At 63.1% G+C, this 639-nt stretch carries 1 protein-coding gene; it reads left to right on the forward strand.

Annotated elements, in window-relative coordinates:
- The coding region (locus OP495_RS18650) for a DUF262 domain-containing protein (protein WP_280571278.1) at window positions 1–639 on the forward strand (639 nt) is incomplete at both ends.

A 639-nucleotide genomic window follows, 5' to 3' on the forward strand; every position in this document is an offset into this window, starting at 1 on the left:
CGTGCAGAGCCTGCTGGTCAGCATCGCCCGCTCCTTCCCGGTGGGGGCGGTGATGCTGATGGAGACCGGCGGCGAGGTGCGCTTCGAGACGCGGCCGGTGGAGGGCATCGACCCGGACAGCGTGACCAAGGAGCCGGACCAGCTGATCCTCGACGGCCAGCAGCGCCTCACCAGCTTGACCCAGGCGGTAGGCCTGGATGCCCCTGTGAACACCCGCACCACCAAGGGCAAGCCCATCAAGCGTCACTACTATTTCGACATCCGCACCGCCCTGGAGGGCGAGGATCGCCTGGAGGAGGCGGTCATCGCGGTGGACGAGAACCGCCAGACCCGCAAGAACTTCGGCCGCGATGTGGACATCGACCTCTCCACCCGTCAGCTGGAGTGCGAGCAGCTCTACTTCCCCTGCGACAAGATCCTCGACTCCTCCGAGTGGCTCCAGGACCTCTTCGTTTACCACCAGGAAGCCATGGGGGAGTTCCTGGAGTTCCAGAAGAAGATTCTCGGCGCCTTCTCCGCCTATCAGTTGCCAGTGATCGAATTGAAGAAGGAGACCTCCAAGGAAGCGGTCTGCCTGGTGTTCGAGAAGGTCAACACCGGCGGCGTCCAGCTTTCGGTTTTCGAGCTGATTACTGCCAG

Source organism: Chromohalobacter sp. 296-RDG, assembly GCF_029889885.1.
In the GTDB taxonomy this organism is placed as follows: domain Bacteria; phylum Pseudomonadota; class Gammaproteobacteria; order Pseudomonadales; family Halomonadaceae; genus Chromohalobacter.